The organism is Streptomyces sp. DH12 (genome assembly GCF_020873895.1).
Classification (GTDB): domain Bacteria; phylum Actinomycetota; class Actinomycetes; order Streptomycetales; family Streptomycetaceae; genus Streptomyces.
The window spans coordinates 1-975 of record NZ_JAHWGT010000124.1 but is presented as its reverse complement, the minus strand read 5'-3'; the positions used below and the strand labels follow the sequence as shown (position 1 = coordinate 975).

Genomic DNA, 975 nt, shown 5'->3' with positions numbered 1-975 from the left:
CACCAGGGTCAGTAGGCGCGTGCCACGACGGCGATGTTGCCAGGCTGGTCGTCGCTGTCGGGAACGGAGCCGTCCGCGGCGACCAGGCACCGCACGGTGACGCCCTGTTCGGCGAGCTTGGCCTCACCCTCCACGCCCAGCGTTTCCCAGGCAATGCGCGCCCAGCCGGTGCTCGCCGCCTCCGCGGCGTCCTCGACCGTGGTCACCTCGACGGTGCGGTCGTTTCGACGCTTACGGGACTGCGCCAGCAGAAGCGCCTGGTCGTCCTCCAGTACCCTGGGCAGGATCTCGGGCAGTGCCCCGATCGGCGTCGGCTCCTTGCTTCCCGCTACGCGGCGGACCAGCACGGCAGTCCCGTTCTCCACGTCACGTGGCCCGACCTCGATGCGTACCGGCACCCCCTTGAGCTCCCAGTCGACCGCGCGGCGGCCGAACGGCGTGTCGGTGCGGTCGTCGACGTGTACGCGGACACCGGCCGCCTTCAGCCGGTCACCGATCCCGCGGACCGTGTCCAGGACCGCGTCGTCGCCCTTGACGGCCACGACGACCACCTGAACCGGTGCCAGACGCGGCGGGACGCGAAGGCCGTCATCGTCGCCGTGCATCATCACCAGTGCGCCGACCATCCGGGTCGTGGAACCCCACGACGTCTGCCAGACGTATTCCTCACGGCCGTCCTTCGACAGGTAGCGCGTCTCGAACGCCTTGGCGAAGTTCTGGCCCAGTTCGTGGCTCGTGGTCAGCTGGAGGGCCTTGCCGTCGCCCATCATGCCTTCCAGGGTGAGCGTGTTGACCGCGCCGGCGAACCGCTCCCTGACCGTCTTGCGGCCCGGTACGACATCCATGGCGAGGACGTTCTCCAGGAAGTCGGCGTACACCTCCTGGTGGATGTGTGCGGCGTAGTCCCGGGCGTCCTCGTAGGTGGCGTGTGCCGTGTGCCCTTCCTGCCACAGGAATTCCGTCGTACGAAGGAAC

Annotated in this window: 1 protein-coding gene; it reads right to left on the bottom strand. The window is 68.8% G+C overall.

Annotated elements, in window-relative coordinates; genetic code table 11:
* Window positions 1–8: 8 nt before the first annotated feature.
* A partial coding sequence (locus LPA54_RS32930; protein ID WP_228984419.1) for a His/Gly/Thr/Pro-type tRNA ligase C-terminal domain-containing protein occupies window positions 9–975 on the bottom strand: 967 nt, incomplete at its 5' end.